Source organism: Inquilinus sp. Marseille-Q2685, from assembly GCF_916619195.1.
Classification (GTDB): domain Bacteria; phylum Pseudomonadota; class Alphaproteobacteria; order DSM-16000; family Inquilinaceae; genus Inquilinus.
In genome coordinates this window covers 425,555-452,169 of record NZ_CAKAKL010000003.1, presented here as the reverse complement: position 1 = coordinate 452,169, position 26,615 = coordinate 425,555, and the positions used below count along the sequence as shown (strand labels likewise).

The following is a 26,615-nucleotide window of genomic DNA, read 5'->3' as shown; positions in this document are numbered from 1 at the left end:
CTCGCGGCCCGGCCGGCATCCGAACATCGCTTCCCGTCCAGAGCAGACCGATGCATGCCGAAGACAGTGCCCCGTCCCACGCAGGGTCACCGCAGGCGACGCCGCGCGCGGCGTCCGGCCGGCCGCGCTTCTGGCTGACCAACGAGTTCGGCCTGATCGTGCTGATCGCGGTGTTCGTCACCGCCTTCGGCCTGCTGACCCCCGGCTTCCTGTCGCCGTTCAACCTGTTCGCGTTGGGCCGCACCGCCGCGATCAACGTCATGATCGGCCTGTCGATGATGGTGGTGATCGTCACCGGCGGGCTGAACCTGGCGGTCGGCGCCATCGGCGTCTGCGCCGCCATGGCCTGCGGCTGGCTGATCCAGGATGCCGGCCTGCCCTGGCCGCTGGGGATCCTGGGCGGGCTGGCGCTGGGCGCGGCGCTGGGCGTGGTCAACGGCTGGACCATCGTCCGCTCCGGACTGCACAGCTTCATCATCACCCTGGCCAGCATGAGCATCTTCTTCGGGCTGATGATCTTTCTGACCCGGGGCGAGTCCTATCGCGAGCTGCCGGCGGTGTTCTCCGGCTTCGGGCGGCTGAAATTCCTGGGCAACACGCTGTCGCCGCTGCTGCTGGTGGCCATCATCGTCGCCGCCCTTCTGGTGGTGCTGTACCGCTTCACCGTGACCGGGCGCGAGATGCTGGCCGCCGGCGCAAAGCCGGAGGCGGCCGCCCTGTCCGGCATCCGCGTCGACCGCGTCTTCATCTATTGCCACGCGCTGTCGGGCCTGCTGGCCGGCATCGCCGCGCTGATGCTGGTGGCGCGCAACGGCGCCGCCCTGCCCTCGATGGCCGGGCAGCTGGGGCAGGACTGGCTGCTGCCCGCCTTCCTGGGCCCGGTGCTGGGCGGCACGCTCCTGTCCGGCGGGCGGGTGTCGGTGGCCGGCACCTTCCTCGGCGCCTTCCTGGTGACGCTGCTGACCAGCGGCCTGCTGCTGCTGCAGGTCGGCGAATTCTGGGTCCAGGCTTTCCTGGGCCTGCTGCTGCTCCTGGCCGTGCTGATGGACATGGCGCGCCGCTCGTTCCTGGCGCGCCGGAGGATGGTGTGATGGGTGCCCTCTCCCGCTACGCCCGCACCGACTGGTTCGGCCCGCTGCTGGTCACGGCGCTGGCGATCGTCATCGTCGGCGCCTTCAACCCGTCCTTCCTGTCGCCGCTGAACATCCAGGTGCTGCTGCTGGCGATCTCGATCAACGCGCTGATCGCCTTCTCGCAGATGATCATCATCGCGGTCGGCCAGATGAACCTGTCCGTCGGCGCCATCGGCGGCCTGGCGGCGATCAGCTTCGCCGGGATGATGCAGGTTTGGGGCCTGCCGGCACCGGTCGCGGCCGTGCTGGCGCTGCTGATCGGCCTCGGCGCCGGGATGGTGAACGGCGTGTTCATCGCCTGGACCGGGATCAGCGCCTTCGTCATCACCCTGGCCAGCCTGTCGATGTTCAAGGGCATCAATCTCGGCATCACCCAGGCCCAGCCCTTCTACGGCATCCCGGACGCAGTGAAAGCCTTCGGCAACACCACCTTCATCGACCCCCTGCCCTGGCTGGTGCTGCCGACGGCGCTGGTGGCGGTCGGCCTGTGGTTCCTGCTGAACCGCCAGGCGCTGGGCCGCTTCATCCTGGCGGTCGGCGGCAACCAGCACGCGGCGGAGCTGTCGGGCATCTCGGTCGGGTTCACCGTGGTGGCGGCCCATGCCATCTCCGGTCTGCTCGCCGCCCTGGCCGGCATCCTGCTGGTGGCGCGGCTGCAGATCGGCCAGCCGACCATCGGCGACGACTGGCTGATCCTGTCCTTCGCAGCACCGGTGATCGGCGGGGCGGTGCTGTCCGGCGGCCATGTCAGCGTGTCGGCGACACTGCTGGGCGTCGTCATCGTCGCGATCATCACCCAGGCCCTGGTGCTGTTCAACATCGACCCCTTCCTGGTCCAGGTCGTGCTCGGCGTCCTGATCCTGTGGGCGGTCGGCATCAACCGCCTGCGCGAGCTGCGGCTGCGCAAGGCCGCGGCGGCGGGAGCCTGACCATGCCGGTGTTCGAGGCGCGCAGCGTCAGCAAGTTCTTCCCCGGCGTGAAGGCGCTGCAGGGCGTCTCCCTGACGCTGGAGCCGGGGTCGATCCACGCCCTGCTGGGCGAGAACGGCGCCGGCAAGTCGACGCTGATCAAGATCATCACCGGCGTGCACCGGCCCGATGAGGGGCAGCTGCTGCTCGATGGCAAGCCGGTCGAGTTCGGCGGCCCGCGCGACGCCACCGCCCACCGGATCGGCGTGGTGCATCAGGAACGCAACCTGATCCCGCGCTTCTCGGTCGGCGAGAATATCGCGCTGGAGCAGCTGGCGGCCCATCCGCTGCGCCGGGTCGACTACGCCAAGGTCAACGAGACCGCGCGGCACTGGCTCAAGGTGCTGGACCTCGACATCGATCCGCGAATCCCGGTCTCCCAGCTCAGCGTCGCCAAGATGCAGCTGGTGGAGATCGCCAAGGCGCTGTCGCTGAAGTCCCGCGTGCTGCTGCTGGACGAGCCGACGGCGGCCCTGACCCCGCACGAGACCGACATCCTGTTCGGCCTGCTGCGCCGGCTGCGCGACGAGGGCGTCAGCATGCTCTTCGTCAGCCACAAGCTGGAGGAGGTGCAGGCGATCTGCGACCGGGTGACGGTGCTGCGCGACGGCCGCAACGCCTGCGAGAGCCGGTCGATGGAAGGCCTCGGCCGGCAGGACCTGGTGCGGCTGATGATCGGCCGGGGCGAGCTGATCGCCGACTGGCCGGCGCGCGACCATTCCCAGGCCACAGCGGCGCTGCGGCTGCAGGGCGTGTCGACCGGCCTGGGCCACCGCGACGTCGACCTGACCCTGCGCCGCGGCGAGATCGTCGGCCTGTACGGGCTGGTCGGGGCCGGGCGGACCGAGCTGGCGAAATGCATCCTCGGCCAGTTCCCGGTGACCGCCGGCACGGTCGAGGTCGAGGGCCGTCCCGCGAAGATCCGCGACGTCGCCGACGCCATCCACCGCTTCGGCATCGGCTATGTCAGCGAGGACCGCAAGCAGGAAGGCCTGGTGCTGATGCATTCGGTGCTGGAGAATGCCGGCATCACCGTGTGGCGCCGGCTGGCCGGCCGCCTCGGCTTCCTGACCGACGGCATGGTGCGGGCGAAGACCGAGCCCTTCATCAAGCGGCTGGCGGTGCGCACCCCGTCGCTGGGCCAGCTGGTCGGCAACCTGTCGGGCGGCAACCAGCAGAAGATCAGCGTCGCCAAATGGCTGGCCGCCGGGGTCAAGGTGCTGATCGTCGACGAACCGTCGGTCGGCATCGACATCAAGACCAAGGCCGAGCTGCACCAGCTGCTGCGCGAGCTGTCGGAGACCGGCACGGCGATCCTGCTGATCACCAGCGATATGCCGGAGATGATCACGCTCGCCGACCGCATCGTGGTGATGAACGCCTATCGGATCGAAGGCGAGATCACCAACACCCGCGACTACCGGGCGATGAGCGAAGGGATCATGAACCTGATCCACCGGGTCGAGGCGGCTTGATGACGGGCGCAACCGTTGCGAGACGGCACGCCGCTTGACGGTCGGCGAGCGCCCGCGTCAGGCTGGCCCCTGCCCTTCTCACGACTCCGTTTGACAAACCCGGGTTGCATCGTCGATGAACCGCGACACCGCAGAGCTGCCCGGCAGCGCCGGTCTCGAGCCGGGGCAAGGCGCCGGGCTGGGCTGGGGATGGATCAGCTCCAACCGGCGCCGATGGCATCGTCTCCTGGCGCTCCTCCTGGGTTCGGCCGTCTTCGTCGTTGACACCTTCACCGACGTCACCGGGGCCATCGCCGTCCTCTATGTGCTGGTGATGCTGATCGCCTCGGACACCGTCTCGCGGCGTGGCCTTATCCTGCTGGCGCTGACCTGCGCCGGTCTCGCCCTGGTCGCCTTCGCGACCTCGCACGGGCTGGAGGCCGATGTCTCGGCCGCGGTGCGCTTCGGCATCTCGCTGGCCGCGATCCTGGTCACCACGGCCCTGCTGCTGCGCGACCAGGCGTCGAAGCAGTCCCTGGTAAAGGCCAACGCCGCCCTGGCCCGCAGCGAGGCGCGCTACCGCTCGATCTTCGAGCAGGCCCCGGTCGCGCTGTGGGAGCAGGACTACTCCGAGGTCCGGGCCATGCTCACGGCACTGCGGCAGCAGGGCGTGAGGGATCTCGCCGCCCATGCCCGCGCGCACCCGGCTTTCGCCCGCGACTGCATCCGCCGGATCCGTACCGTGCGCGTCAACGACGCGACGGCGGAGCTGCTGCGGCTGTCTTCGCCGGCCGAGGCGCTGGGCCCGCTCGAGCGCTTCCTGCCGGCCGACGATCCTGCCCTGCTGGCGGTCCTGATGGCGGTGACCGAGGGCAGCAGCCAGTTCGAGGGGAAGGGAAAGCTGGTCGCCGCGGACGGGCAGGTGCTGACCGTCCTTCTCGGCGTCGCCTTCCCGGACGAGGCGGACGAGTTCGACCGCGTGGTCGTCGCCACGGTGGATGTAACCCAGCGCGAGCAGATCCAGCAGACGCAGCTGGCCGTGCAGGCCGAGCTGGCGCGGGCCTCGCGTGCGGCGACGGTCGGTGCGCTGTCGGCCTCGATCGCGCATGAGCTCAACCAGCCGCTGGGCGCCGTGGTGATGAACGCCCAGACCTGTCTGCGCTGGCTCGGCAAGGATCCGCCCGATATCGAGGCGGCGGCACGGGCGGCGGAGCGGACGGTGCGCGACGGCCGGCGGGCCGCCGAGATCGTGCAGCGCACCCGCGGTCAGCTGGTCCGCGACCAGCGCAGGGACGAGGCGATCGACCTGCGCGAGCTGATCGAGGAGACGGTCGCGCTGCTGGAGACCGAGCTGACCGCCCACGCCGCGACCGTCGTCACCCGGTTCGCGCCGGCGGTGCCGCCGATCCGGGCCGACCGCGTGGCGCTGCAGCAGGTGCTGATCAACCTGGTGACCAACGGCGCCCACGCCATGGCCGAAACCCAGATCGCGGCGCGCGAGCTGACGATCAGCGTCGACGGTCCCGCCGACGCTGACGCGCCGGAGGTGCGCGTCGGCATCCGCGATCGCGGCAAGGGCATTCCCGATGAGGTCCAGGCCAAGCTGTTCGAGCCCTTCTTCACGACCAAGCGGGGCGGCATGGGAATGGGGCTTGCGATCTGCCGCTCGACGATCGAGACATATGGTGGACGGTTGACGGCCAGGACTCACGAGCAAGGGGGAGCGGTGTTCGAATTCGCGCTGCCGGCGGACACCGCGGAAGCGTCATGAAAGCACCAGCCGCGACGACATCCGCCGCCACGCCTCTCGTCCTCATCGTCGACGACGACGAGGCGATCCGCGAGGCGCTGTCCGATCTGCTGCGCTCGGTCGGCATCGAGGCGAAGAGCTTCGGCTCGACCCGGGAGCTGCTCGACGCCGCCCCGACCGACCGGCCCGGCTGCCTGATCCTCGATGTCCGCCTGCCGGGGCTCAGCGGGCTGGACCTGCAGGCCCAGCTGGCGCGCAGCGGCAACACCCGGCCGATCATCTTCATGACCGGCCACGGCGATATCCCGATGAGCGTCAGGGCGATGAAGGCCGGGGCCCTGGACTTCCTGACCAAGCCCTTCCGCGACCAGGACATGCTGGACGCGGTGACCGCCGCCATCGAGAAGGATCTGGCGCAGCGCCGGGAGGCCGCGGCGGCGAAGGAGGTTGCGGCTCTGGCCGCCACCCTGACCCCGCGCGAGGCCGAGGTCATGGCGGCGGTGGTGAAAGGCCTGATGAACAAGCAGATCGCCGGCCTGCTCGGCATCAGCGAGATCACGGTCAAGCTGCACCGCGGCAACGTCATGCGGAAGATGGAGGTCCGGTCGGTCGCCGACCTGGTGCGGAAGGCCGAGCTGCTGGGGCTGTGATGCCGGCCGGGCCGGCCAGCCGCTTCGTCCTGCACCTATGTATGGTATCCGGCCGGCGGCACCTCGCCTATCTAGGATAGGCGGGCCACAGTCCCGTTTTGCCGTCCGTAGAGGTATCGTGTCCCATTCCCCCGTCATCGCCATCGTCGACGACGACCAGGCCATCCGCGAGGCGCTGGAGGATCTCCTGTCCTCACTGGGCTACCGCGCCCTGCCTTTCGCGTCGGCGGAGGATTTCCTGGCGTTTCCGGGCCGGTCCGACGTGGCCTGCATGGTCGTCGACGTCCGGATGGGGGGCATGACCGGCCTCGATCTGCAGGCGCGGCTGAACGTGGAAGGCAGCCCGTCCCCGGTGATCTTCATGACCTCCTACACCGACGCGGCGACGCGGTCGAAGGCTCTGGCCGGCGGCGCCCACGGCTTCCTGGAGAAGCCGGTCGATGCCGAGGTGCTGATCGGATGCCTGGCGTCGGCGCTGCGGCGCGAGATCCGGCCGGACTGATCCCCGGCCCGTCGGCACCCTATACTTGGGTCCATCCCGCGCCACCGAAACGCCAGCCGGCGCAAACCACAGTGGAATGGGTCCGTCCCCGGCCGTCCGCCATCCTGTGACCGTCCTTCGACGATCACGGAATAGGAGGAGGCGATGTTCTGGAGCGGATCGGGCGCCTTCATTCGGCGCCATGTCGGTACCGGCGATGCCCAGTATTTCAGCTGGACCATCTCGTTCATGTCCCGCCTCGACCCGGCAGGCGCGCGCCGGCTGGACGTCCTGCATCTGTCCTGCTCGCGGCAGCCGCTCGGCCCGTCGGAGGAGAGGCGGACAGGTGGGTTCGAGATCCGGCTCGCGGCCCGCGATGGCGCCGGCGAAGACGGCGCGCAGCGGCTGCTCTGCCTCCGCCTCTCGGCGCAGGCCATCGACCTCTGGATTGCGGCCGCCGGGCCGGCCGCCCGGTCCGGGCGGAGGCTCCGGCGCCGGGCGCTTCAGCCGGCGATCGATGCCGGCGTCCCGGATGGCATGCCACTTCGCGACGGCGGCGTGATCGTCCTGGACGGCCATGGCGGCGCCGGCGGCGAGTGATCGTCGGGGACGCCGGTCGGCCCCGGCCGGAAAGCAGAACCGCGGAGCGAGGGATCGCTCCGCGGTTCGTCTGTCTGTCCGGCTGCCGTGACCGGGAGCGACGAAGTGCCGGTCGCTCAGCGACGCGCCGCAACGGTGGTGGTGCAGCTCGCCACGTCGAAGGGGATCGCGCCGATGGCGGCCACCTCCGCGGCGGGCGGGCGGATGATGAGGGTGACGGGCTCTCCGCCCGGCGCATCCCCGGCGCCGGAGGCGAGCGAGAAGCCGAGCACCGCGACCACGGCCAACGCCGCGAAGCCGCAGATGGCCATGGTGGAGCCCGTTGCCTTCGGGAAGTCGATCTTCCGCGCGTATCCCATGAGGTGCCTCCTCTCCTGGACCGGCGTCGGCATCGGACGGCGATGCGCGATCAAGCCCGTTGGTCCATCACAGGCTAGAGGCGAAGCGGCACGCCGCTCCATCGCACCAAGGGCGAGCGGGACCCTGCGTTCGTTGGGCGGACCTATACCTTGGTTTGGGACCGTCGGGCGGCGTCCCCGGGCCAACCTGCCCGGTCGCTGCCGGCCGGCCCGGCCCCTTCCCCTACCAAAGTCTCTGTCCGGCGACCGGAAGGCAGGATCCCGTCAGCCCCTCCGTCCGATGGAGGGCGGGCCGGGGCGGCCGTATCGTCGTTGCCGTGGTCCCGACGACGCCGCTTCCGGATCGCTCGGAGACCTCTCCCGCTACTCAACGATCGAGGTGGCTTCATGTCTCCGTTCCACAGCAAGCGCGTCCTCCTGCTGGCAACCCTGCTGGCCTCTGCCGCTCCGGCCATCGCTTCGGCCGCGCCCGCCGCGCCGATCAGGAACATCGTGCTGGTCCACGGCGCCTGGGTCGACGCCTCCGGCTGGAAGCCGGTCTACGACATCCTGACCCGGGACGGCTTCCACGTGACCATGGTGCAGCAGCCGCTGACCAGCCTGGCGGACGACGTCGCCGCCACCAGGCGCGTCCTCGACCAGCAGGACGGGCCCACCGTGCTGGTGGCCCACAGCTATGGCGGGTCGATCATCACCGAGGCCGGCGAGGACCCGCATGTCGCGGCCCTGGTCTATGTCGCGGCCCATGCGCCGGATGTCGGCGAGGACGAGGCCGCCCTCGGCAAGAACATGCCGAGCTTCACCTCGCAGCAGCCAGGCGCGATCGTGAAGACGGCGGACGGCTACACCCATCTGCGGCCCGACCTGTTCCCCGCCGATTTCGCGGCCGATCTGCCGCTCGACCAAGCGAGGTTCGAGGCGCAGTCCCAGGTCCCGACTGCAGCGGCAGTGTTCTCCGCGCCGATGACCGCAGCCGCCTGGAAGACCAAGCCGAGCTGGGGCATCGTCGCCGCCGCCGACAAGATCATCAATCCGGACCTCGAGCGCTTCTACTACGAGCGCGCCCACAGCCAGGTCACCGTGCTCGAGGGCGCCAGCCATTCGGTCTACGAGTCCCGCCCCAAGGAAGTCGCCGCCGTCATCGAGCAGGCCGCCCGGTCGGCCGCGACGGTTGCCGCCCGGTAAGCCACAGGCCCTCCGCCGGTTCCGGACCGCAAGACGCCGCCGCCAGCCCAAGGGCTGACGGCGGCATCGACCCGCCCCGGAAAGGCTACGGCCGCTCGCGCAGCCGGCGGACGGCGTTGAGCAGGCGCAGCGCGGCGCAGGCGGCGCCGTAGCCGTTGTCGATGTTGCAGACCGAGAGACCGGGGGCGCAGCTGGCCAGCATGGCGTCCAGCGCGGCGCGGCCGCCGGCGGCGACGCCGTAGCCGACCGAGGTCGGGACGCAGATCACCGGCCCCGCCACCAGCCCGCCGACCACGCTGGCCAGCGCCGCATCCATCCCGGCGACGACGATCACCACCGGATGGGCGCGGATCTCGTCCAGCCGGTCGGTCAGCCGCCACAGCCCGGCCACGCCGATATCGGTGAACAGGCTGGCCTGCTGGCCCGCATGGCGCAGGGTGCGCTCCGCCTCGCGCGCCACCGGCACGTCGGAGGTGCCGGCCGACAGGATCGCCACCTGGCCCGCGGCCTCGACCGGCCGCAGCGGGCCGAAGAAGCCGGTGCGCGACACCGGGCAGTAATCGATGCGGCCGCGCCGGCCCGCCGGCAGGGCGTCCAGCTTCGCCGCATCGAGGCGGGTCAGCAGCAGGCCGGCCCCGGCGCCCTCGGCCAGGTCCAGGATCGTCGCGATCTGGGCGGCGGATTTCTCTCCGCAGTAGATCGCCTCGTCCTGGCCGATCCGGCCGCCGCGGCCGAAGTCGAGCGTAACCTCTCCGTCCCGGCTCATCCCGGCACCCCGACGAAGGCGCTGCCGACCCGGTACGGGGCGAAGGCCAGCGGCCGCGACGCGGCGGCGTCCGGCAGCACGGCGCGGATCGACGCCTCCAGCTCCGCCGCCCCGCTCTCGCCCAGCCCGGCCAGGCTGCCGGGATCGAGCTCGATCACCAGCCCGGCGGCGCGGACCCGGCAGCGCACGGTGCGCGGCCGCAGGCGGCTGGCCACCAACTGCTCCACCACGTTGATGGTGCGCAGCATCTCCGGCTCGATCGGGATCAGGGTCTCGACCCGGCTCGACAGGCAGGGCGAGGCCGGCAGCTCGGCCAGGTCGCCGAGCCCGAGGGCGCGCGCCAGGGCCCGCAACCCGGCCTTGCCGATCCCGGCCTCGACATAGGGGTGGCGCACGCCGTGCTCGCGCGCCGCGTCGAGCCCCGGCCGGTACTCGCCCAGATCGTCGCGATTGGTGCCGGAGACGATGGTGCCGGCGACCCGCCCGGCGATCGCGCCGTACAAGTTGGTCTTGCAGAAGTAGCAGCGGTTCACCGGGTTCTCGCGGTAGCGCGGATCGGCGAACTCGCCGGCGTCGAGCACGGTCAGGGCCCAGCCCTCGCGTCCGGCCCAGTCGCGCACCCGCGCCGTCGCCAGCGGCGGCACCGCCGGCGACACGGCATGGACCATGGTCACGCCCGCGCCGCCGCTGTGGCGGTGCGCCAGCACGGCCAGGGTCATGCTGTCGACGCCGCCGCTGACCGCCACCGCGATGGGGCCGAGCCCGTCCAGCACGTCCTCGAGCCGGGTTCGATCCGCGCTCATCCCTCGTCCCGCTCCACTGCTTCCTCCGCCGCCCGTCGCCGGGCCTTGCGCGCCTTGTGCCCGTCGAGATCGGCCACGTCGTCGGCCTCGGCCTTGGCCGTGCGGCCACCGGGCCGGTCGACCGCCTTCACCCGCATCGTCCGGTCCCCGGCCGCGACCTCGACCATGCGCCGCGGCAGCACCGCCCGGGCCTGGACCGAATGGCGCAGGCCGATGGTCGTGGTCTCGGCGAAGCACAGGCGCAAGACGTCTTCGCATGCCTCCGGCCGTGCCAGCAGGCGGAGATGCGCCATCATCCGCCCCTTCTTGCCGAAGACCGGGGCCTGGACCGCGTCCAGCACCGCCGGATGGCTCCGCAGCCGGTCCAGCGCCAGCGCCAGCTCCTCGCCCGATTGGTCGTCGATCTCGCACTCCACCACCAGCACCTGGTCGGCCTCGAAGCCCGGAGCATCCTCCGTCGGGTCGAAGCGCAGCACCCGCACGCAGTTGCTGAGGCCGGGCAGGATGCGCGTGCCGAAGCCGATGCCGGTGCCGCCCAGGATCCGCGGCTGCGGCGCCGGCCGGGCGGCGTCGCCGCAGAGATGGCGCAGGATCGCGGCACCGGTCGGGGTGACGCGCTCGCCGCCGACGCCGTCGTCGACCACGGCGAAGCCCTGCAGCAGCAGCGCGGTGGCCGGGGCCGGCACCGGCAGCGGCCCATGCGCCGTGCGCACCCGGCCGGAGCCGAGCGGCACGGCGCCGACGGTCCAGCGGGTCGCCCCGACGGCGGCGATCAGATGCGCGGCGCCGACGATGTCGGCAATCGAATCCCAGGCCCCGACCTCGTGGAAGCTGACCGCCTCGACCGGCACGCCGTGCACCCGCGCCTCGGCCTGCGCCAGGTGCCGAAAGATGGCGAGGGCGTGCCCGCGGACCGCCGGGTCGAGACCCGAGCCCTCCAGCTCCTCGCGGATCCGGCGCCAGGCGACATGGTCGTGGCCGCCCCCCGCCCCGCCCGGTCGCTCGACCAGGAAGCGACGGCCCGCCAGCACGCCGTCATTGTGCGGCGCCAGCCGGGCGGCGACGCCGGCCAGCAGCCCGGTCCGGGCCAGCCTGTCGTGCAGCCCGGCCTCGTGCTCCGGGAACAGGTCGAGCATCGCGGCGATGAACATGTCGCCTGCCAGGCCGCCGACCAGATCGAGATGCAGCTCCATGCCCGGACTGTTCCAGATTGCCGGCGCGATCACAATGCGCCGACGATGCGGAGACCGGTGTCCTTGCGCCGCATCGCCGGCGCTGCGATCCTGCCCGCCGCAAGACGGACGACGCGAAGGGCGATATGAGCGGGGCTTCCTCGGTTTTCGACGCGATCAGGAGGGTCCCCAACCTCACGGCCGGCCTGGTCCAGGCGCTGGAGGCCCGGATCACGTCCGGCGACCTCGCGCCAGGCCAGCGCCTGCCGACCGAACAGGCCATCGTCAACGCCACTGGCGTCAGCCGCACCGTGGTACGCGAGGCTCTCGCCTCGCTGCGCGCCCGCGGCCTGATCACCACCCGCCAGGGTCTCGGCGCCTTCGTGGCCGAGACCGCGCCGGCCCGGTCCTTCGCCATCGACGCGGAGAAGCTGCAATCGATCGGCGACGTGCTGCAGGTGCTGGAGCTGCGGCTGAGCATCGAGGTCGAGGCCGCCGGGCTGGCCGCCGAGCGGCGCGGCCCGGAGGAGCTGGCGCGCATCGAGACTGCCCAGGCGGCGTTCCTGGCGGCGATCTCGGCGCCGGGGGCCGATGCCGAGACGGTCGGGTTGGGCGAGGATCTGGCCGTCCACCACGCCATCCTGGCCGCCACCGGCAACGCCTATTTCGCCCGGGTGTTCGACGTCTTCAACGTGGTCATGCCGCGCCAGCGCATCCCGGTCGCGACCCTGTCGCAGGCGGAGCGCGAGCGCCATCTGCGCCGGGTCGGGCAGGAGCACCAGGCGATCCTGGCCGCGATCCGCGCCGGCGACGCCGCCGCGGCCCGCCGGGCGATGCGCGCGCACCTGACCCGCGCCCGGGACCGCTACGCGGCCCTGCGGTCGGAGGCGAAGGCGGCGCCCTGACGGCCCCTCACCCTGCCGCATGATACGGGATGACGTACGGCCCTTCCGGGATGATCGCCACCGCCGGGTCGTTCGACCGCGCCACGCTGGCGGCGATGGCGGCGTCGATGTCGTCGACGAGAGCCGTGCCGGTGATGCCCCGCTCCGCCGCGCCGAGGCCGGTGGTGTAGAGCTCCACCCGGCCGAGGCGCAGCGACTTCAGCTGCATCTCGGTTTGCCACTCGTCGATCTCGGCCAGGGACTTCGCCGTCAGCGTCGCCAGGAACCGCTCCGGCCCCAGCTCGACCAGCCGGGTCTGGGCCGCGCGGAACTCCGGGGAGCCGAAGCCCTCGGAGCATTCCGAGGCGATGATCAGCGTGCCGCCCGGTTCAAGGATGTCGAGCGGCGTCACCATGCCCTTGATCGTCTGGTAGTAGGTCTTGTCCAGCGGATAGCCGGCCGAGGAGGTCACCACCGTCCTGAACTTGCGCGGCACCGGCACTCGCGTCGCGCCGCTGACGAAGTCCACCGCGGCGGCGTGGCTGGCGATGATCTCGCCGAAGGTGACGCAGACCAGGTCGCGATCCTCGTCGATCACCGTGTTCAGGGCGTAGACCTCGCCCAACATGCGGACGATCTCGAGTTGCTCCTCATGCAGCGGGTTGCCGACCAGGTTGCACTGGACCGCGAGCGGATCCTCCATGAACCGGGCTGAATGGAAGGTGCGGATGGTCTCGTGATGGGCGACGCCGGGGGCGATCACCTTGCGGCCGCCGGACCAGCCGGCCATGAAATGCGGCTCGACCAGCCCGGTGGCGATGCGCAGATCGGCCTCGACGAACTGGCGGTCGATCCGGACCGGCGTGCCGCGCGTCGCGGTGCGGCCGAAATCGACATGGGCGGCGGCGTCGCGGGCGTCGTGGTTGTCGACCCGCACATGCTCCAGCACCCAGGGGTCGCCCACCAGCTCCGCCAGCTCCTCGCCCAGGTTCGGCCGGTGCAGGCCGGTGGCGACCAGGATGCTGATGCGGTCCAGCGGGATGCCGGAGGACACCATGGTCTCGACCATCGGCCGCAGGAACAGCCGGTTCGGCACCGGCCTAGTGATGTCGCAGATCAGGATGCAGGCGCTGCGCCGGCCGCGCGCCAGCTCGGCCAGGCCGGGCGCACCGATCGGCTGCGCCAGCGCCTGGCGGATGGCGCCCCGCGGGTCGGGCAGCTTCGGCAGCGCCCGCTTGCGCACCACGGTCGCCTGCGCCCCCGTCGGCAGGCGGATCGGCAGGTGGCCGCGGCCATAGGAAAGGCTGAGTGTGCTCACGACGCTGCTCCGCTTCGCTGATTGCCGCGGATGATGGCCCCGATCTCCGTCGCCATCAATGGCGACGGGTCGTAGCGGCAGACGCCGTGTGATCAGTCCGCCCGGCCGGACGCGGCCCAGGTCTCCGCGATCGCGATCCCCTGCTCGAACCGCCCGCCGTCAACGCTGCGGCCGGCTTCGCGCCATGAGTCCGGCGGCCGCTTCGTCAGCCGCCAGATCGGCCGGGGTCACCGAGGTCAGCCGGCCGAGCCGCGGCGCCAGCCAGGCCCGCAGATCGTCCATGACGCTGAAGACCACCGGGACGAAGACGAGGCTGAGCAGGGTCGAGGTGACCAGGCCGCCGATCACCGCGACCGCCATCGGCGCCCGGAAGCCGGCATCGGCGCCGATGCCGAGCGCGGCCGGCGCCATGCCGGCGACCATGGCGAGCGTGGTCATGACGATCGGGCGCGCCCGCATCGCCCCGGCCTCCAGGAGCGCGGCCCGGCGCGGCAGGCCCCGGCGCCGGGCCTCGATGGCGAAGTCGACCAGCAGGATCGAGTTCTTGCCGACGATGCCCATCAGCATCAGGAGGCCGATGGTCGAGGACAGGTCGAGCGCCGCCCCGTACAGCAGCAAGGCCAGCAGCGCCCCGCCGACCGACAGCGGCAGGGCGACGAGGATCGTCACCGGCTGCAGGAAGTCCCGGAACAGCAGGATCAGCACCGCCAGCATCAGCAGCACGCCGGTGCCCATGGCCAGGGCGAAGTTGGCGAACATCTCTGCCATGTATTCGGCGTCGCCATAAGGCACCTCCTGCACGCCCGGCGGCAGCGCCGCCATGGCCGGGAGTGCGGCCACGGCCGCCAACGCCGTGCCGAGGGGGACGCCGTTCAGGTCCGCCTCGACCGCGACGCGCCGCTTGCGGTCGAGGCGCTCGATCTCGGCCTCGCCGCTGCCGAAGCCGAGATCGGCGACCGAGGTCAGGGGCACCGCCGTCCCGCCGTCGCCGAGAATCCGCAACTGTCGCAGCACCTCGGGATCGGCCCGGGCGCCGCTGGCGATCAGGACGCGGATCGGGATCTGCCGGTCGGCCAGGTTGAACTTGGCCGAGTTGGCGTTGGTGTCGCCCACCGTCGCGATCCGCGCCATGGTGCCGATCGCCTCGACCGAGACGCCCAGCCGGGCCGCCTCGTCGAAGCGCGGCCGGATCAGCAATTCGGGCTGGGGCAGCGGTTCGCTCGACTGCACATTGGCGAGCTGCGGGAGGCCGCGCATCTGGGCCTCCAGCGCGCGGGCGGTCTCGGCCAGCAGCCCCGGATCATCGCCCGCCAGGATGACCGACACGTCCTTGGCCCCGCCATCGTTGAGGAAGGCGAAGCGGATGTCGGGGACCGCCGCGACCAGCGGGCGCACCGCCCGTTCGAACTGCTTGCGCGTCATCCCGCGCTCGGCACGCGGCCTCAGGCGGATGATGACCGTGGCGTCGTTGACGGCCGAGGTCATCACCAGGACGTGGGCGACCTCCGGCCGCTCGCGCAGCGCCGCCGCGATCCGGCCGGTGACGCGGTCGGTCTCGGCCAGCGCCGTTCCCGGCGGCAGCTCGACTTTGAGCTGCGAGACGTTGCTGTCGCTCTCCGGCAGGAAGCCCGACGGCAGCAGCGGCGCCAGCATCAGCGAGGCGACGAAGATCGCCGCGGCGATGCCGAGCGTCATGCGCCGGTGGTCGAGCGTCCAGCCCAGCAACCGGACATAGCGGTCGCCCAGCCACGACCGCCGGCCAGGGGCCGCCTCGGCCGCCGCCGGCTTGGGCTGCAGCAGATAGGCGGCCATCAGCGGCGTCACCAGCCGCGCCACCAGGAGCGACGCCAGGACGGCGATGGCGACGGTCAGCCCGAATTGCCGGAAATACTGCCCAACCACGCCGCCGATGAAGCTGACCGGCGTGAACACGGCCACGATGGTCAGCGTCGTCGCCACCACGGCGAGGCCGATCGCGTCCGCCGCGTCGATCGCGGCGCGGTAGGGCCGCTTGCCCTGATGGATATGCCGGTCGATGTTCTCGACCTCGACGATGGCGTCGTCGACCAGGATGCCGATCACGAGGGTCAGCGCCAGCAGGCTGATGCTGTTGAGGGTGAAGCCGAACACTAGCATGGCGACGAAGGTCGGCAGGATCGACAGCGGCATGGCCAGGGCCGCGATCAGCGTCGCCCGCCAGTCGCGCAGGAAGACGAAGACGACCAGCACGGTCAGCAGCGCGCCTTCCAGCAGCGTGTGCATGGCCGCGTCGTAGCTTTCATAGGTGTATTCGACGGTGGAGATCACCTCCTCGATCGCCACCCCGGGCATGCGGGCGCCGATCTCGGCCAGCCTGCCGGCCACGGCCGCGGCCACCTCCGTGTCGCTCGATCCCTTGGCGCGGGAGACGGAGAAGCCGACCACGGGATCGCCGTCATAGCGTGAGAAGCTGCGGGCTTCGGCCGCGCCGTCGCTGACCCGGGCGAGGTCGGACAGCGCCGCCCAGCGTCCGCCCGGCAAAGCGATCGGCCTCTCCGCGAGGGCTTCCACGCTGCCGGCGGCGCCGAGGGTGCGGATCGACTGCTCGCGGCCGGCGACGTCGCTGCGCCCGCCCGGGACGTCGGCGTTGCGGGCGCGGAGCTGGGCATTGACCTCGGTGGCCGAGATGCCGAGCGCGGCGAGGCGGTCCGGATCGAGCTCGACCCGGATCTCGCGGTCGACCCCGCCCAGCCGCTGCACGCGCTGGACGCCGGGGACCGTCAGCAGCTCGCGCCCGATCGTGTCCTCGACGAACCAGGACAGCGCCAGCGGCGTCATCCCCGGAGCGCGTACCACATAGTAGAGGATCGCGCCGCCTTCGACGTCGAGGCGGGCCACGACCGGCTCCTCGATCGCCTGCGGCAGGTCCGACCGGATCTGGGCCACGGCGTCGCGCACATCGTTGGTGGCCCGGTCCGGGTCGACACCGAGCCGGAACTCCACCGTCGTCTGGGACGAGCCGCGCGATACGGTCGACTGGATATGGCGGACGCCGGCCAGGCCGGCGATGGCGCCCTCCACCCGCCGGGGGACCTGGGTCTCCAGCTCGGCCGGCGCCGCATCGGCCTGGGGGACCGTCACGGGCACGACCGGGAAGGAGATCGGCGGGTTGGCGTTCACCGGCAGGCGCAGGAACGCGGTCCACCCCGCCGCGACCAGCGCGAGAAAGAGGACGATGGTCGGCACCGGCCGGCGGATCGCCCAGGAGGAGATGCCGCCGGTCATCGCCGAGCCTCCGCGGCGCCGGGCGAAAGCGGAGCGACCCGCTCCCCGTCGCGGATGAAGGCGCCGGCGGCCGCGACCACCCGGTCGCCGGCGGCCAGCCCGGACCGGATCTCGACCCGGCCGTCCTGCCGCGCCCCGGTCTGCACCGCACGCCGGACAACTCGGTCATCGGCACCGACGACGAACCCCGCGGCGCCGCCGTCATGGGGGCCGTGAGTCACCGCCCCCTCGCCCACCGTCAGCACCTCGCGCTCGCCGACCCGCACGAGGCGGCGGGCGAAGATGCCGGGGCGCAGGTCGGGGCCGGGCGGCAGGGCGATGCGGGCGACGCCGAGCCGCGTCTGCCGGTCGACCTTGGGCGCGACGAGGCGGACACGGCCGTCCACCGCGCGGTCCAGCCCGGTGGCGCGGACCTGCGCCGCCTGGCCGGCGGCGATCCGGGGCAGGTCGGCCTCCGGCACCTCGGCCTCCAGCTCGACCTCGCCGCCGCGGATCAGCCGGACCAGCGGCTCGCTTCCGGCCATCGCCCCGATCCGCGCCAGGCGTTCGGAGACGATGCCGTCGGCCGGCGCCCGGATCACCGCCCGCTCCAGCCGCGACTGCGCCTCGACCAGCTGGGCGTCCGCCTGGGCCAGTTCGGCCTCGGCGGCGCTCAGCGCGTGCCGGGCGGCCAGGAAGGCCGTCCGGCGCGCGCCATGTTCCTCCCGGCTCAGCGCATTGGCGGCGACGAGCTGCTCCGCCCGGCGGGCCTTCGCCTCGGCATCCGACAGCATCGCCCCCTGCTGCGCCGCCGCCGACCGGGCACGGGCGACGCGGCCTTCGGCGTCGCGCCGCTGGGCCTCGAGGATGTCGGTCTCCAGCCGCAGCAGCACCTGGCCCGCGGCGACGTGGTCGCCCTCCTCCACCAGCACCTCGGCGACGCGCTGGCCGTCGACCGCGGTGCCGATCGCGATCTCGTCGCGCGCCACCAGCGTCCCCGTGACCGGCACGACCACATCCAGCCGCCGCAGCGCCGCGATCTCGGTGGTGACGGTGCGCGGCGCGGCCTCGGCCGCCGGCACGGGGGCCGGCCCCTCATCGGAGGCGTCGAGCAGCGCCGCCCCGGCGGCCACGGCAACGACGGCGACACCGAGGAACAGCAGGATGCGGCGCGCGCGCGGACGCCGCGCGCCGGGCTGCGAGGGACTGTCGTTCGTCATCGTGTCACCGCAGGCGATGGATGATGGGAGGGGCGTCCGGCATCGAGCTGCCGCAGCCCGGGCAGGCCGGCGGCCAGTAGAGTGATGGCGCCGAGCGCGACGGCGAGCGCGAGCAGGACCGGCGCGGCGCCGAGGAGCTCGACCACGGCGCCGGCCGCAACGATGGCGGCCGGGATCGCCGCCAGCTCGATCGCATCGGCGATGCCGAGGGCGCGGCCGCGCAGCCGGACCGGCACGCGCTTCAGGGTCGCGGTCGCGACGATCGGGCCGATCGGCCCGGTGGCGAAGCCGGCCAGCGCGCCGGCCGCGACCAGGACCGGAATGGGCGGCGCGAAGGTCAGCACCAGCATGGCCAGTGTCTCGACCGCGCAGCCGGCCAGCAGCACCAGGCGGCCGCGGACGCGATGCGACCAGGCGGCATAGGCCAGCGTGCCGGCGATGGCGCCGCCGCCGGCCGCGGACAGGAACAGGCCGAGGCTGGCCGCGCCCTGCCCGGTCTCGCGGAAGAAGGCCGGCATCACCACCGCCTCGAGCGCGCCGAAGGCGACGCCGAACAGCGTGCCGAGCAGGATCAGGCTGCGCATCAGCGGATCGCGCAGCAGGAAGCGCGCGCCTTCGAGCGCACCGGCAATGCCGGTTGGGGCCGGTCCCGACCGGCTCGTCTTGCGGCGCGCCGGCAGGGAGACGACGTCGAGGATCGCCGCGGCCAGCGAGCAGGCGGCGGTCAGCCACAGCGTGTCGCCGATGCCGACCAGCGCGATCATGGCGCCGGCCAGGGCCGGCCCGACCAGCACGCTGGCATTCTCCACCAACTCGTCGACCGCCTTGATCCGCTCCAGCCGGAAGCCGGCGAGGCGCGCGAGCTCCGGATGCCGGCTCTCGGCGGCGATGCCGGCCGGCCCGTCCATGAGCGAGCCGACCGCGATCAGCGCGATGAGCCCGCCGATGCCGAGCGCGTCCAGGTGGTGCAGCAGGGGGACGGCCGCGACCGAGAGCGCACTGGCTAGGTCCCCGCCGACGGCGATCCAGCGTGGGCTGAAGCGGTCGACCAGGCCGCCGCCGACCAGCATGCCGGCGATCAGCGGCACCATGCCGGCCGCGGCGGCGATGCCGGTCCACAGCGGGCTGCCGGTCAGGGTCAGGACGAACCAGGGCAGCGCCACCATGGCGACCGAATTGCCGATCGCAGACAGCCCGCCCGCGGCGATGCTGCCGAGCACCGGCAGGCGGCGCCGGTACGCGATTGGAGAGCGGACGGGCCGCATCAGGAACACCATTGCTTCGAAAACCGGATTGCCGCTGTTGCGGCCTAGGCGGCGGTCTCGCTGCCCGTCATGCTTGCCCCCCGGGCCGAAGGAAGCGCTCGACGATCAGGCGCAGCATCGGCGCCTGCTCCAGCGGCTTGAAGCCGGGGTCGATCGAGAGGCGGGAGAAAACGCCGTCGACCAGAGCCATGATCCAGGTGGCCGTCGCGTCGGGGTCGAGGCCGGCATCGACCTGGCCGCGCGCAATCGCCCGGCGCACGACCTGCGCCAGGCCGGCCCGGGCCTCGGCGTCCGACGCCGTCACCACCGCACCGATCGCGGGGTTGCGGATGGACTCGGCCGCGATCTCCAGGATCAGGCGCACGGTGGTCTCGTCCACCGCGTATTCCAGCGAGCTGTCGAGGAAGCCGAGGATCGCGCCGAACTGGTCCTCCACCGCATCGAGACCGGCGAAATAGGCGGCAGTCTCGCGCCGGTCTTCCGCCACGATCGCCTCGATGATCGCTTCCTTGTTGGCGAAGTAGTGGAAGATGTTGCCCGAGCTCATCCCCGCCTCGGCGCAGATCTGCGCCGTGGTGGTCTGGTGGAAGCCGTTGCGGGCGAAGCAGACGATCGCCGCCTCCAGGATCTCCCGCCGCCGGGCCTCATATCTCTCGGGGTCGAGCTTGCGCCCCATCTCTGCGACTCGAATTAATTAAGCACTCAATCTATTAATTTGAACGCAGGCGGCCGTCAAGTGCGATGGCTCTTGACCGCGGCGCCGGAGGACCGTCATCCTATCCATGGCCCGCCCCCAGCCGGTACCAGCCCGGCCCCACCACGCCAGAGCGACCGGGCTCGAGGCGGGGAAGGCAGGCCCGAGAGGTCACGACCCCAAATGCATGCATTGTGGTTCCGGACGACGGCCGCCGCCGTCGCCGCGGCGAGCGTCCTTGCGGTCTGGTCCGCGAGCGCCCTGGCCTTCACCCGGCCGCCCGCGAACGGGCAATTCGACTACCAGATCGGCGGCGCCTATGCCGCCGCGGCCGGCGTCGCCATCGTCGACCGCGACCGGCTGGCGGCGCCCGCCCCGGGCAAATACAGCATCTGCTACGTCAATGCGTTCCAGACCCAGCCCGGCGACGCGGTGTGGTGGACGCAGAACCACTCCAACCTGCTGGTCAAGAAGGACGGCAAATACGTGATCGATCCGGATTGGCCGGACGAGTACATCCTCGACACCTCCACGGCGGCCAAGCGCACCGCGCTGATGGCCATCGTCGGGCCCTGGATCGACAAATGCGCGGCCGACGGCTTCAAGGCGGTCGAGCCCGACAATCTCGATTCCTGGACCCGTTCCAAGGGCGTGCTGAGCAAGGCCGGCAACACCGCCTTCGCCAAGCTGTTGGTCCAGCGCGCCCATGCCGCCAACATCGCGATCGCGCAGAAGAACACCAGCGAGCTGGCGCCGATCGGGATCTCGCAGATCGGCTTCGACTTCGCGATCGTCGAGGAATGCCAGGTGTGGTCGGAGTGCGAGGCCTTCACCGACGTCTACGGCAACCAGGTCTACGAGATCGAGTACAACGACAACGATCGGGACGCGGACGGCAACCCGGTCGACCCGATCAGCTTCTTCAACGCCGCCTGCGCCGCGCGCGGCAGCAAGATCTCGATCATCTACCGCGACCGGGACGTGGTCCCGGCCGGCGATTCCGATTACGAGTACAAATGGTGCTGAGCGGCTGAGCCGCGCTCGCCGGATCCGAACGAGTCCCCTTCCCTCCCGGGAAGGACATCGGCCGGATAACGCCATTGCGCACGGTACCCAGGGTGAGGGCGGCGTCGATCTCCGGCTGATCGAGCATCCGCTCCAGACTCTCGACCGACATCATCTCAACAACGTGACTTCTCTCGAGTACTTTCGAGGCAATGAGCCGCGCCCACGCCCCGCAAGGTGATCCAGTGCGGCTTCTTTAGGGTTGATCGTATTGCAGACGCCATCTTCAATCGGCGTGATTTTCCTGGGCCGGTCACCTGCAAAGCGCCGGACTGAAACAGGCAACAACGGTGACGTCAATTACCGCTTCTGGAGTAGATTTATGGGTATTCTACTGATCGACCTAAAAGCACAGAATGCATCCCTGCGCGATTCACTCGAAGATGCAGCCATTCGTGTCCTCAGATCTGGCAGATATGGCCTTGGCGATGAGGTTGATGTATTCCAAAATCAGTTCGCGAATTATTGCAACAGCTCACATGCTATAGCAGTAAACTCCGGAACCTCCGCGCTGCATCTCGCATTGCTGGCTTGCGGCATCGGACAAGGCGATGAAGTCATTACGGTGGCATTCACATTTGTGGCGACCATCGCCGCAATCCAATATACCGGTGCGCGCCCGGTTCTCGTGGACATCGAGCCTCATGCATGGACAATCGATGCCGAGGCTGTCCGGGCCGCGGTCACACCACGCACGAAGGCGATCATTCCCGTGCACCTGCATGGGCGCCCGGCCGATATGACAGCCCTTGCGGCTTTGGCGAAAGCGCACGGCCTCTGGCTGATCGAGGACGCATCGCAAGCCCACGGCGCCCTCCACAACGGACGCCGCGTCGGAGGGATCGGCGACATCGGCACCTTCAGCTTTTACCCGTCAAAGCCGCTTGGCGCACTCGGGGAAGGCGGCGCCGTCATCACCAACAATCCCGAATTGGCCGAACGCATCCGCCTGCTGCGCCATTGGGGGCAGGATCGACCAAACGAACATGCCCTCGCCGGCTTCAATATGAGAATGGACGCCATACAGGCGGCCATGCTGCGGGTGAAGCTCGACCATGTGGACCGCTGGTCGGCCGCGCGGGCCTGCCATGCCCGACGATATCGCGAAGGGCTGGGAGACAGCATCGCCTATCATCCGACGGCGTTTGCGGGGTGCAGCGACGTCCATCATGTGTTTGCGATCGAAGTCTCCGACCGCGACCGAGTGCGGGCCGCACTCACGGCTGCGGGGATCGAGACCGGGATTCACTATCCGCGGCCGGTGCACCTGCAGCCCGCCTACGCCAATCTCGGCTACCGGCGAGGTGATTTTCCGATCGCCGAGCGCGTATCCGAAAGAACCCTGTCTCTGCCGATGTTCGCCGAGATGACGGAGCAGCAGGTCGACGAGGTCTGTCGTGCGACGCGGCAAGCCATTCGGCAATCCGAGTCCATACCCGACCCGGGCATCGGCATCGAGGACACCAAGCTTGGAGATGCGGCAGAGACGCGCGCCCTTTCCCGCTCTGCGCCGCTACCGCAGCATGCCAAACCGGTTTAGCGCGATATGGATCATATGGCCGAGAGCGAATTTGTTGGCGTCGTAAGGCAGATCGCAATTTTTACATGCATCGATGCTTTCCGGCTTCCGGGCGAGCAAGACTGCACGCATTTGCTGATATCTCGGCCCATTCCAGATCGAAGGAAGGCTGTCGGTGATGAGATTGCCCAGCACCGTTTTGTGTCGCAGGTCCCGACAGCAGGCGACCACATCGCCGTTCGACGCCACGTACAGCGACATCCAGGGATAAGGGCACAGATTGTAGGTGCGGTTGGCGGCCTTCTTCCGCGCAGCCAGCTCCGGAACGTGTCCACAGGCGTTGTGGAACGTCCGCGTCTTGAAGGTTATGCCCCGACATCCGGAAAATATGCGTTTCAGGTCGGAGAACCGCCTTTCCAACACATCGGCATCATCGATCGCAAAGGACGAGATGTCGGTCAGTTGGACGCTGATATGCGCGAGAGCCCTGTCGTTCGCCACGCCCAGAATGTTGCGTCTGATCCGTTCCCAGGACCCCGCCTGGCCGCGATGCTTTTCAAAGAGCGCTTCGTCTGAACAGAAATCGACATGAAGGACATAGCGCGCTCCGTTCTGTCGCGGCAGCGTGGATAGCCTTGCCGGCGTACAGTAAAAGCCGTTCGTTGCGAAGATGAAGTGGCGCCAGCCAAGCTTGACAGCTAGAGCGCAGATATCATCGAAATTGCGATTCAGGAACGGCTCACCGTCGAGCGTCCAGTGCATCACATCCGTCTTGACGCCGCCTTCGCGAAGCCGAGTCAGCATCAGTTCCGCCGCGTCCGGGTCCAACATGGTGCGCGCGACATGATCGAAGTGCTTGGGATCCGATTGCGGGCAGAATGCGCATTTGAAGTTGCAGCTGTTGGTCAGCTCCAAGGAGATTTCCTCGGGCGCATACCCCAGCACGGTGTCGCCGCGGATTTTCCAGGACAGTCCGGCCCTGGCATAGCGCATGGTGCGAGCCAGGGCTTTCCTGGCGCGGCCGAGAGGCTCAGTAGACACCGCGGCCGCCCATCACCGCCCTGAAGGTCCGGCGAATAATCAAGAACTCCAAGCCCGGCGTCCATTCCATGACGTATCGCAGGTCGAGAGCAATGAGATCGGCAAAGCTGGTGTCGTTGCGCCCCGATACCTGCCAGAGACCGGTTATTCCAGGCCGTGCCCAATGGCGTTTCCGAGCCCATTCGCCATAACCGTCATACGGAAAGGGGCCTTGCTCGAAATCGCGGACATCGAACGGCCTTGGTCCGATCAGGCTCATGTTGCCCAGAAGGACATTCAAGAGCTGCGGGGTCTCGTCGATGCTGTAGCGGCGCAGAAACCTGCCGAGGCGAGTAATGCGAGGATCATGCCGCGGCACGTAAAGGAACGGAACCTCCGCATTGTCGCCGGGATTGGCGGGCGGGCTGCCCTTTTTCATGCTGCGGAACTTGTAGATCGTAAAAGGCTTGCCGTTCCAGCCGATCCGGCGCTGGCAAAAGAACGGCATTCCCCGCAAGTCCAGCGCGACGAGAATGGCGACGAGGGCGAATGGCAGCGCCAGCGCCACCAGCAGGACCGCCGAGACGGCGACGTCAAAAACGCGCTTGCCCGAAGTCGGAACGCGGGATGCGGTGGTCGGTGGAGTCGTCATCTTCGCGGCTGTGCTTCCCGCGTCAGAAGAAACGCTGTCTTCCGACGCATATCCCGGATGAAATCCCGCGGCCCCATCATCCGAAGAAGCTTGATGGCGTACAGAGACAGCGCCAGAGGATTCTTCAGCAGCTTGCGGATCTTCAGCCGGCGCGCCTGGGTCATGGCCCAGACCAGGTCGGTCTCGCTCAGATCCCGGTATCTCAGGACGGACGAGCCCTGCCCTTCGTATTCGTTCCAATTGGTCGTTCGCAGCCAGCCGTTTCTCTGCGCCTGCTCAAACAGCTCCGTTCCGGGGATCGGGACGGCGATGGAGCTTGAAAGGATGTCGTCTTGAGCGAAGCCGCTGCCTGCAAGGTCCTTTCCAGGGTCTGCCGCGTTTCGCCCGGAAGTCCGAAGACGTAGCTGGCATGGGTCAGCAGGCCGGCCCGGCGGCAGCGCCGGACCAGCGCTTCCACGGCCTCGCGACGAACCTTCTTCCGTGCCGCGAGCCCGATCTCCGGATCGAAAGTCTCGACCCCGAACTTAACCCCCGAACACCCGGCCCGCTTCATTCGTCTCAAGGTCTCTTCGGAAATGCCTCGATCGATCCAGCACGACCAATGCAGCCGGACAGGGAGAGAACCCATCAACTCCGATATCTCGATGGCGCGCTTTTCCGTAAAGAATGAGTCATCAAAGAAAATCTCCTTGATCCCATGGTCGGCGGCCAGCGTCAGGATTTCCTCGCGCACATTCTCCAGCGGACGGTAGCGGAACCGCGAGGGCCAGCCATAGTTGAGGGAAGCCTCAACGCAGAATGTGCACTGGAACGAACAGCCGCGCGATGTCATCACGGCAGCGTTGGGAAAGAAGCGAGCAGATGGCTCACTGTATTTCTGGACCGTCAAGGGGTCTCTGTAGGGCGGCGGCAAATCGCCGAGATCCAGAGCTTCCCGTCGACCTCCATTGATGAACTGCCCCTCCCGCAGATAGGCTAGGCCCTTCATCTGGGTCTCAGGCGCCTGGCCGGCATTCAGGCGCCGGCAGAGGTCGAGGAGGGTTTTTTCGTATTCGCCGATCAAAACGAAATCGGCGCGGCTAGAGCGCAATACGTCCTCCGGCATCGCGGTGGCGTGCTGCCCGGAAAGACAGACGGTCACCTCGGGACGAAGCTCCTTGATCGCGTCGCAGAAGCCGAGATCGTATTCGACGGAGGCTGTCGAGGTCTCCAGAACGACAACGTCGTAATCGCGGTCCGCGATGTGCCGCAGCGTCTGCTCCTTCCGCTCCCCCAAGGCGATGCTGTCGCGCAGAACGGCCTTAACATCGTTGGCATTGAGGTAGCTGGTGGCGCATGCAAGTGCGTAGGGAAAGGAATAAAACGGCATCGAGCGGTCACGCTTGCGGATCTGCGCCCAGCGGACCCCCGCACGAAGGCCGTACTCGTCCTCGCTTTCGATCCAGGGCTGATTCAGCAACAACACGCTCATGTCGAGGCGACCTTTCCAGTCAGCAACGCCATGCGATGTTTCCAGAAGAATATTGCGATATTGCAAAAATGAACGATGGAAAGGCGACCGAAGCGTTTGCTGCTGCTTTGGCGATAGACGTGAGTGATCGTAACGTTCGGAAGGTAATAGTTCTTGTAACCGCTAAGACGGGCGCGATAGCACCATTCAAGATCTTCACAATAGAACGGCTGCAGCAGCGTTCTGTCGAGCGCGCCGATCCGGTCAATGACCTGTCTGCGCATGAAGAAAAAGGCGGTGATGAACCAGTCCACTTCGACCGGCCGATCGTGCCGCAGGTCGTTCATCAGATACCGTTCGACAGATCGCAGACGCGGAAACAGCCTGTCCAGATGGGTAATGCGCCAAAAATAGCTTCGAAGCGTCGGAAAGCGCCGGACATGTGTCTGGTGTGCGCCGTCGGGATAGAGCAGACGGCAGGTTGCAACCGCAGCATCCGCATGAGCGTCCATGAAGCTCACCATGGCAGCCAGCGTGTCAGGCTTCAGAATCGTATCGGGATTGAGCAGGAGGACGTAGCGACCTCTCGCCATCGCTATTCCCCTGTTATTGTTTTCGATAAATCCCAGTTTCGTGGGATTGGTCACGACAGAAATCCGACTGTCGCGATATTTGCGTGCCAGCAGGTCGCCGGTCTGATCCGTGGACGCGTTGTCGAACACGATCAGCTCGAAATCCGCAGAGCTGGCCAGCACCGATGCCAGGCAAGGGTCCAGTTCCTCGCCCTCGTTGGTCGAGATAATCACAATCGATATATCGGGCATACGAATCATCCCCCCACCCCGGATCACTTTAACAGAGGCAGTCGGCGACGCAACGCCATGCCGTTATTTCATCGAAACATGGAAATTCGGCGATGCTGCTGGATAGAATCGGAAGATTGAGGGTGGTAATTTGAGGAGCG

At 69.2% G+C, this 26,615-nt stretch carries 25 protein-coding genes; 11 read left to right on the top strand and 14 right to left on the bottom strand.

From position 1 onward, the window contains the following. Positions 1 to 50: 50 nt before the first annotated feature. The 7 genes from LG391_RS19885 (at position 51) to LG391_RS19855 (ending at position 7,036) form a co-directional block, all read left to right on the top strand. Complete coding sequence (locus LG391_RS19885) at positions 51 to 1,091, top strand: ABC transporter permease (RefSeq protein ID WP_225769775.1); 1,041 nt, start codon at positions 51 to 53, stop codon at positions 1,089 to 1,091. After that, positions 1,091 to 2,062 carry an ABC transporter permease gene (locus LG391_RS19880; RefSeq protein ID WP_225769774.1) on the top strand — a complete coding sequence of 324 codons (972 nt, stop codon included), beginning with the start codon at positions 1,091 to 1,093 and terminating at the stop codon, positions 2,060 to 2,062. The genes LG391_RS19885 and LG391_RS19880 overlap by 1 nt, the downstream gene beginning before the upstream one ends. Before the next feature lie 2 nt (positions 2,063 to 2,064). After that, positions 2,065 to 3,576 (top strand): sugar ABC transporter ATP-binding protein, encoded by a 1,512-nt coding sequence (locus LG391_RS19875; RefSeq protein WP_225769773.1) that lies wholly within the window; start codon positions 2,065 to 2,067, stop codon positions 3,574 to 3,576. A gap of 115 nt (positions 3,577 to 3,691) precedes the next feature. Continuing rightward, complete coding sequence (locus LG391_RS19870) at positions 3,692 to 5,326, top strand: ATP-binding protein (protein WP_225769772.1); 1,635 nt, start codon at positions 3,692 to 3,694, stop codon at positions 5,324 to 5,326. Further along, entirely contained in the window at positions 5,323 to 5,955 is a 633-nt protein-coding gene (locus tag LG391_RS19865; RefSeq protein WP_225769771.1) for a response regulator transcription factor, read from the top strand. The genes LG391_RS19870 and LG391_RS19865 overlap by 4 nt, the downstream gene beginning before the upstream one ends. Before the next feature lie 118 nt (positions 5,956 to 6,073). Beyond that, positions 6,074 to 6,457 carry a response regulator transcription factor gene (locus tag LG391_RS19860; protein WP_225769770.1) on the top strand — a complete coding sequence of 128 codons (384 nt, stop codon included), beginning with the start codon at positions 6,074 to 6,076 and terminating at the stop codon, positions 6,455 to 6,457. Positions 6,458 to 6,601: 144 nt separating this feature from the next. Continuing rightward, complete coding sequence (locus tag LG391_RS19855) at positions 6,602 to 7,036, top strand: hypothetical protein (RefSeq protein ID WP_225769769.1); 435 nt, start codon at positions 6,602 to 6,604, stop codon at positions 7,034 to 7,036. A 116-nt stretch (positions 7,037 to 7,152) separates the two neighbouring features. On the opposite strand, the gene LG391_RS19850 is transcribed toward LG391_RS19855, so the two are convergent. Next, positions 7,153 to 7,395 carry a hypothetical protein gene (locus LG391_RS19850; RefSeq protein ID WP_225769768.1) on the bottom strand — a complete coding sequence of 81 codons (243 nt, stop codon included), beginning with the start codon at positions 7,393 to 7,395 and terminating at the stop codon, positions 7,153 to 7,155. Positions 7,396 to 7,782: 387 nt separating this feature from the next. Between LG391_RS19850 and LG391_RS19845 the strand changes: the two genes are divergently transcribed. Then, positions 7,783 to 8,580 (top strand): alpha/beta hydrolase, encoded by a 798-nt coding sequence (locus LG391_RS19845; RefSeq protein WP_225769767.1) that lies wholly within the window; start codon positions 7,783 to 7,785, stop codon positions 8,578 to 8,580. Positions 8,581 to 8,665: 85 nt separating this feature from the next. Here the strand turns inward: LG391_RS19845 and larB are convergent, their stop codons facing one another. From larB to LG391_RS19830, 3 genes are read right to left on the bottom strand one after another with little or no spacing between them, the layout of a single operon-like run. Beyond that, entirely contained in the window at positions 8,666 to 9,346 is a 681-nt protein-coding gene (larB, locus tag LG391_RS19840; RefSeq protein ID WP_225769766.1) for a nickel pincer cofactor biosynthesis protein LarB, read from the bottom strand. Continuing rightward, entirely contained in the window at positions 9,343 to 10,149 is an 807-nt protein-coding gene (locus LG391_RS19835) for a hypothetical protein (RefSeq protein ID WP_225769765.1), read from the bottom strand. Before LG391_RS19835 ends, larB begins: the two co-directional genes overlap by 4 nt. Continuing rightward, positions 10,146 to 11,342 (bottom strand): LarC family nickel insertion protein, encoded by a 1,197-nt coding sequence (locus LG391_RS19830; RefSeq protein ID WP_225769764.1) that lies wholly within the window; start codon positions 11,340 to 11,342, stop codon positions 10,146 to 10,148. Before LG391_RS19830 ends, LG391_RS19835 begins: the two co-directional genes overlap by 4 nt. 125 nt (positions 11,343 to 11,467) lie before the next feature. Between LG391_RS19830 and LG391_RS19825 the strand changes: the two genes are divergently transcribed. Beyond that, complete coding sequence (locus LG391_RS19825) at positions 11,468 to 12,226, top strand: FadR/GntR family transcriptional regulator (protein WP_225769763.1); 759 nt, start codon at positions 11,468 to 11,470, stop codon at positions 12,224 to 12,226. 7 nt (positions 12,227 to 12,233) lie between these two features. On the opposite strand, the gene larA is transcribed toward LG391_RS19825, so the two are convergent. From larA to LG391_RS19800, 5 genes are all read right to left on the bottom strand, one after another. Then, the gene (gene larA / locus LG391_RS19820; RefSeq protein WP_225769762.1) at positions 12,234 to 13,523 is read right to left on the bottom strand and encodes a nickel-dependent lactate racemase; all 1,290 of its coding nucleotides are present in this window, start codon (positions 13,521 to 13,523) and stop codon (positions 12,234 to 12,236) included. Between the two features lie 159 nt (positions 13,524 to 13,682). Next, a complete protein-coding gene (locus LG391_RS19815) occupies positions 13,683 to 16,787 on the bottom strand; it encodes an efflux RND transporter permease subunit (RefSeq protein ID WP_225769761.1) in 3,105 nt (1,034 codons plus the stop codon). Next, positions 16,784 to 17,986 (bottom strand): efflux RND transporter periplasmic adaptor subunit, encoded by a 1,203-nt coding sequence (locus LG391_RS19810; protein WP_225769760.1) that lies wholly within the window; start codon positions 17,984 to 17,986, stop codon positions 16,784 to 16,786. Before LG391_RS19810 ends, LG391_RS19815 begins: the two co-directional genes overlap by 4 nt. Next, complete coding sequence (locus LG391_RS19805; protein WP_225769759.1) at positions 17,983 to 19,251, bottom strand: MFS transporter; 1,269 nt, start codon at positions 19,249 to 19,251, stop codon at positions 17,983 to 17,985. The genes LG391_RS19810 and LG391_RS19805 overlap by 4 nt, the downstream gene beginning before the upstream one ends. Before the next feature lie 67 nt (positions 19,252 to 19,318). Then, a complete protein-coding gene (locus LG391_RS19800; RefSeq protein ID WP_225769758.1) occupies positions 19,319 to 19,927 on the bottom strand; it encodes a TetR/AcrR family transcriptional regulator in 609 nt (202 codons plus the stop codon). A gap of 201 nt (positions 19,928 to 20,128) precedes the next feature. On the opposite strand from LG391_RS19800, the gene LG391_RS19795 reads away from it, so the two are divergent. Both LG391_RS19795 and LG391_RS19790 read left to right on the top strand, forming a co-directional pair. After that, positions 20,129 to 20,971 (top strand): endo alpha-1,4 polygalactosaminidase, encoded by an 843-nt coding sequence (locus LG391_RS19795; RefSeq protein ID WP_225769757.1) that lies wholly within the window; start codon positions 20,129 to 20,131, stop codon positions 20,969 to 20,971. Positions 20,972 to 21,332: 361 nt separating this feature from the next. Continuing rightward, complete coding sequence (locus tag LG391_RS19790; RefSeq protein ID WP_225769756.1) at positions 21,333 to 22,550, top strand: DegT/DnrJ/EryC1/StrS aminotransferase family protein; 1,218 nt, start codon at positions 21,333 to 21,335, stop codon at positions 22,548 to 22,550. Here LG391_RS19790 and LG391_RS19785 read toward each other — a convergent pair. From LG391_RS19785 to LG391_RS19765, 5 genes are read right to left on the bottom strand one after another with little or no spacing between them, the layout of a single operon-like run. Next, a complete protein-coding gene (locus LG391_RS19785; protein WP_225769755.1) occupies positions 22,524 to 23,522 on the bottom strand; it encodes a radical SAM/SPASM domain-containing protein in 999 nt (332 codons plus the stop codon). The two genes, LG391_RS19790 and LG391_RS19785, sit on opposite strands and share 27 nt — an antisense overlap. Before the next feature lie 37 nt (positions 23,523 to 23,559). After that, positions 23,560 to 24,201 (bottom strand): sugar transferase, encoded by a 642-nt coding sequence (locus LG391_RS19780; RefSeq protein ID WP_225769754.1) that lies wholly within the window; start codon positions 24,199 to 24,201, stop codon positions 23,560 to 23,562. Continuing rightward, positions 24,198 to 24,365: a hypothetical protein gene (locus LG391_RS19775; RefSeq protein WP_225769753.1), complete on the bottom strand. Its 168-nt coding sequence runs from the start codon at positions 24,363 to 24,365 to the stop codon at positions 24,198 to 24,200. Before LG391_RS19775 ends, LG391_RS19780 begins: the two co-directional genes overlap by 4 nt. A gap of 38 nt (positions 24,366 to 24,403) precedes the next feature. Continuing rightward, positions 24,404 to 25,672, bottom strand: a complete 1,269-nt coding sequence (locus LG391_RS19770) for a B12-binding domain-containing radical SAM protein (protein WP_225769752.1) — start codon at positions 25,670 to 25,672, stop codon at positions 24,404 to 24,406. Continuing rightward, positions 25,669 to 26,475 carry a glycosyltransferase family 2 protein gene (locus LG391_RS19765; RefSeq protein ID WP_225769751.1) on the bottom strand — a complete coding sequence of 269 codons (807 nt, stop codon included), beginning with the start codon at positions 26,473 to 26,475 and terminating at the stop codon, positions 25,669 to 25,671. Before LG391_RS19765 ends, LG391_RS19770 begins: the two co-directional genes overlap by 4 nt. Positions 26,476 to 26,615 lie beyond the last annotated feature (140 nt).

Excerpts from the sequence above, each read along its gene's own strand:
- LG391_RS19785 (WP_225769755.1), bottom strand. The coding sequence starts at position 23,522 with ATGCGCTATGCCAGGGCCGGACTGTCCTGGAAAATCCGCGGCGACACC.
- LG391_RS19855 (WP_225769769.1), top strand. The coding sequence starts at position 6,602 with ATGTTCTGGAGCGGATCGGGCGCCTTCATTCGGCGCCATGTCGGTACC.
- LG391_RS19775 (WP_225769753.1), bottom strand. The coding sequence starts at position 24,365 with ATGACCCAGGCGCGCCGGCTGAAGATCCGCAAGCTGCTGAAGAATCCT.
- LG391_RS19845 (WP_225769767.1), top strand. The coding sequence starts at position 7,783 with ATGTCTCCGTTCCACAGCAAGCGCGTCCTCCTGCTGGCAACCCTGCTG.
- LG391_RS19875 (WP_225769773.1), top strand. The coding sequence starts at position 2,065 with ATGCCGGTGTTCGAGGCGCGCAGCGTCAGCAAGTTCTTCCCCGGCGTG.
- LG391_RS19780 (WP_225769754.1), bottom strand. The coding sequence starts at position 24,201 with ATGACGACTCCACCGACCACCGCATCCCGCGTTCCGACTTCGGGCAAG.
- LG391_RS19765 (WP_225769751.1), bottom strand. The coding sequence starts at position 26,475 with ATGCCCGATATATCGATTGTGATTATCTCGACCAACGAGGGCGAGGAA.
- LG391_RS19770 (WP_225769752.1), bottom strand. The coding sequence starts at position 25,672 with ATGAGCGTGTTGTTGCTGAATCAGCCCTGGATCGAAAGCGAGGACGAG.
- LG391_RS19815 (WP_225769761.1), bottom strand. The coding sequence starts at position 16,787 with ATGACCGGCGGCATCTCCTCCTGGGCGATCCGCCGGCCGGTGCCGACC.
- LG391_RS19880 (WP_225769774.1), top strand. The coding sequence starts at position 1,091 with ATGGGTGCCCTCTCCCGCTACGCCCGCACCGACTGGTTCGGCCCGCTG.
- LG391_RS19870 (WP_225769772.1), top strand. The coding sequence starts at position 3,692 with ATGAACCGCGACACCGCAGAGCTGCCCGGCAGCGCCGGTCTCGAGCCG.
- LG391_RS19800 (WP_225769758.1), bottom strand. The coding sequence starts at position 19,927 with ATGGGGCGCAAGCTCGACCCCGAGAGATATGAGGCCCGGCGGCGGGAG.
- larB (WP_225769766.1), bottom strand. The coding sequence starts at position 9,346 with ATGAGCCGGGACGGAGAGGTTACGCTCGACTTCGGCCGCGGCGGCCGG.
- LG391_RS19805 (WP_225769759.1), bottom strand. The coding sequence starts at position 19,251 with ATGCGGCCCGTCCGCTCTCCAATCGCGTACCGGCGCCGCCTGCCGGTG.
- LG391_RS19790 (WP_225769756.1), top strand. The coding sequence starts at position 21,333 with ATGGGTATTCTACTGATCGACCTAAAAGCACAGAATGCATCCCTGCGC.
- LG391_RS19830 (WP_225769764.1), bottom strand. The coding sequence starts at position 11,342 with ATGGAGCTGCATCTCGATCTGGTCGGCGGCCTGGCAGGCGACATGTTC.
- LG391_RS19885 (WP_225769775.1), top strand. The coding sequence starts at position 51 with ATGCATGCCGAAGACAGTGCCCCGTCCCACGCAGGGTCACCGCAGGCG.
- LG391_RS19865 (WP_225769771.1), top strand. The coding sequence starts at position 5,323 with ATGAAAGCACCAGCCGCGACGACATCCGCCGCCACGCCTCTCGTCCTC.
- LG391_RS19825 (WP_225769763.1), top strand. The coding sequence starts at position 11,468 with ATGAGCGGGGCTTCCTCGGTTTTCGACGCGATCAGGAGGGTCCCCAAC.
- LG391_RS19810 (WP_225769760.1), bottom strand. The coding sequence starts at position 17,986 with ATGACGAACGACAGTCCCTCGCAGCCCGGCGCGCGGCGTCCGCGCGCG.
- LG391_RS19850 (WP_225769768.1), bottom strand. The coding sequence starts at position 7,395 with ATGGGATACGCGCGGAAGATCGACTTCCCGAAGGCAACGGGCTCCACC.
- LG391_RS19795 (WP_225769757.1), top strand. The coding sequence starts at position 20,129 with ATGCATGCATTGTGGTTCCGGACGACGGCCGCCGCCGTCGCCGCGGCG.
- LG391_RS19835 (WP_225769765.1), bottom strand. The coding sequence starts at position 10,149 with ATGAGCGCGGATCGAACCCGGCTCGAGGACGTGCTGGACGGGCTCGGC.